This window comes from uncultured Nostoc sp. (assembly GCF_937863485.1).
Taxonomy (GTDB): domain Bacteria; phylum Cyanobacteriota; class Cyanobacteriia; order Cyanobacteriales; family Nostocaceae; genus Nostoc.
In genome coordinates, this window is the sequence record NZ_CALMFY010000077.1 from 1 (window position 1) to 2947 (window position 2947).

Annotated in this window: 1 protein-coding gene and 1 pseudogene; both read right to left on the bottom strand. The window is 43.4% G+C overall.

The annotated features are described in order from the left end of the window. Window positions 1-235: 235 nt before the first annotated feature. Window positions 236-1549: pseudogene (locus Q0541_RS10630) on the bottom strand (O-acetylhomoserine aminocarboxypropyltransferase/cysteine synthase). Window positions 1550-1749: 200 nt separating this feature from the next. Continuing rightward, the gene (locus Q0541_RS10635; protein WP_298909395.1) at window positions 1750-2640 is read right to left on the bottom strand and encodes an SGNH/GDSL hydrolase family protein; all 891 of its coding nucleotides are present in this window, start codon (window positions 2638-2640) and stop codon (window positions 1750-1752) included. Between the last annotated feature and the right edge of the window lie 307 nt (window positions 2641-2947).

The following is a 2947-nucleotide window of genomic DNA, read 5'->3' on the forward strand; positions in this document are numbered from 1 at the left end:
AATTTTAGCGATCGCACCTTTTTCACCCAACCTCACAAAATCGCGTTGCTCCCCTCCAAACTCTAGTCCTGTCAAGGTGGGTAAAAATTCTCGAAAATCAATTCCTCTCCTATCTTTGTGTTCTCTGTGCCTCTACGGTTCAATAAATAAATAACTTATAAACCACTCCAGACGCAGAGGAACCAGAGAGAGAAAAAGATTTTAGAAGTCATCTTGACAGGACTACTCCAAACTCCTAACTCTTCTCTGTTTTCACTTGCCGAAATGCCTGCTCAAAATCTTCTTTGATATCGTCGATATGTTCAATTCCCACCGATACCCGCACTAAATCGGGTTTCACACCTGCTGAAAGCTGTTCGTCATCACTTAGCTGTTGATGGGTTGTAGAAGCGGGATGAATAACGAGGGTTTTAGCATCACCAACATTTGCTAAATGACTCGCCAATTTCACATGATTAATAAAAGCTCTACCTGCCTCCAGTCCACCTTTGATGCCAAAGTTTAAAACTCCCCCAAATCCATGCCGGAGATATTTCTTCGCTCGTTCATGATAGGGGTGATTGGGAAGTCCCGGATAATTAACCCATGATACTTGCTCTTGCTGCTCTAACCACCGAGCCAATTCTAGGGCATTGCTCACATGCCGATCTACACGTAGGGAGAGAGTCTCTAATCCTTGCAGTAAAAGAAAGGCGTTAAATGGACTCAAGCATGGGCCAAAATCCCGTAACCCCTCGACTCTGGCGCGGATAATAAAGGCAATGTTGCCAAAGGAACCACTAGGGCCAAACACTTCTTGAAAATTCAACCCATGATAACCGGGTGATGCTTCAGTAAACAGGGGAAATTTGCCGTTACCCCAGTCAAATTTACCCGAATCGACAATTACGCCACCAATGGAAGTACCATGCCCACCAATCCATTTAGTTGCAGATTCCACTACAATATCTGCACCATGTTCAATGGGTCGAGCTAGATACCCACCAGCACCAAAGGTATTATCCACTATTAAAGGAATGCCATTTTCGTGAGCAATGTGAGCTAAAGCGGCAAAGTCGGGAATGTTGAATTGGGGATTGCCAATGGTTTCAACGTATAGGGCTTTGGTGCGATCGTCGATCGCCTGACGGAAACTTTCTAGATCATCTCCTTCCACAAACTTGACATTAATACCTAGTCGTGGTTAAGCTACTTTAAACTGATTATATGTTCCCCCATATAGAAAACTAGTGGAAACAATATTATCCCCAGCCTGAGCAATGGTACTGATTGCCAAGAATTGCGCCGCCTGCCCACTAGCGGTTGCTAATGCTGCTACACCCCCTTCTAAGGCAGCAATCCGCTTTTCAAATACATCCGTCGTTGGGTTCATGATCCGGGTGTAAATGTTACCAAATTCCTGGAGAGCAAACAACCGCGCTCCGTGGTCGGCGTCATCAAAAACGTAGGAAGTCGTTTGGTAAATTGGGACAGCACGAGCATTAGTTCCCGGAGCCGGCTCTTGTCCAGCATGAACTTGCAGGGTTTCAAAACGATATTGTTCAGACATAAGCAGTTATTTTAGTTTCCAATTATTATATAAGCAAATATAATAATTGAGCGTTCTGTGATATAAATCAACGGTAATTCGTTAGACTTACCGTATTTTAATCTAAAATATTTTTGACACAAAAAATCTATTACCCTGCAAAAAGCAATATTACCGAAGAAGGCGAAAGGAAAAAGCTTTAATTCCTTTCCCTTCTCCTTTCATGGAACCATTATTAAACCCGGATTAATCATCCCTGCCTCTTGAATTGTTGAAAAAGCAGTTTTCCCGATGATGCGATGAGCCGCAGCCGTTGGGTGAATGCCATCCCAGAACAAAAACTGGTCTGGGTTACTACAGGTGTCAGAGCCAGACAGACATGGAGTGGTGACATTGGTAAAGTTAAAGGCTGCTGGATTTGCGATCGCATCTCGATACAGTGCGTTGGCATCTAATTGCACAATCTCCAGATCGGAATGCTGTTGACTTAGGATTTTGAGCGATCGCCTTAAGCCTTGATTATGTGCTTGTGTTAATGTACTAAGATTCACAGAATTCGTACTGGTTCTAGTCGCAGGTAATTGTCCTAAATCTGGTAAATTTCCTACCAGAATCTTTTTAGCACCCACATCAGTTAGAGAATTGATGGCGATCGTCAGATTTTTAACAGGAACAGTTGCACTGCTTACCCCTTGCAAATAATCATTTGCCCCAGCCCACAGCACATACAAAGCATCTGAATTCGTCTTTTGATGTGTCTGAGTAAACGACTGCACTTGATTTAGCAAGCTAGGTACATAGCTGTTACCAACGCTGCCAGTAGTTGCTCCTCCGTAAGCAAAATTGTTAGTTTGCTTGGAGGAAAGATGGAGGGATTCGGCAAGATACTCAATCCAAACCCGACCATTCGAGTAACGCCCCTGATAGTAAGTTGGATTAGGTGGATACATTCCTCCTGTCGCCCGGAATACCATCCCTGTATCTGAAAGACTGTCCCCAAATACGTAGACTTCTGTAATGGGATGAGTTTTATCCATAAATTTTGCCGCTACAACCATGATAAAAATTAGAAGAGCAAGTCCTGTTCTTAAAAGCCACTTTTTTCTTTGCATTAAACTTTTCTGCAAACCCTAAAGGTTACAGTTTTTACAACTGTTGTTGATGATTATTGTTGTGAGTAAAGATTGAGCTTGCAATTGAGTACTTCTCTAAGCTAACAAGCTAACTTCAGAGGTGGTGAGCAAAACCGGATACTTTCAGGTGTGGATTTTGCCTATTGTCTTAATGCAGTTTTCAAATGAATAGACCACACGCAGACCTCGCTTCCATTCCTTTCTCCTTCAAGGCTACAGTGGTGTACACAAGTAGGGGATCTTGGCCTTGCGCCCCTACGTTCGCGGAGCGTCCCGCAGGGATGGG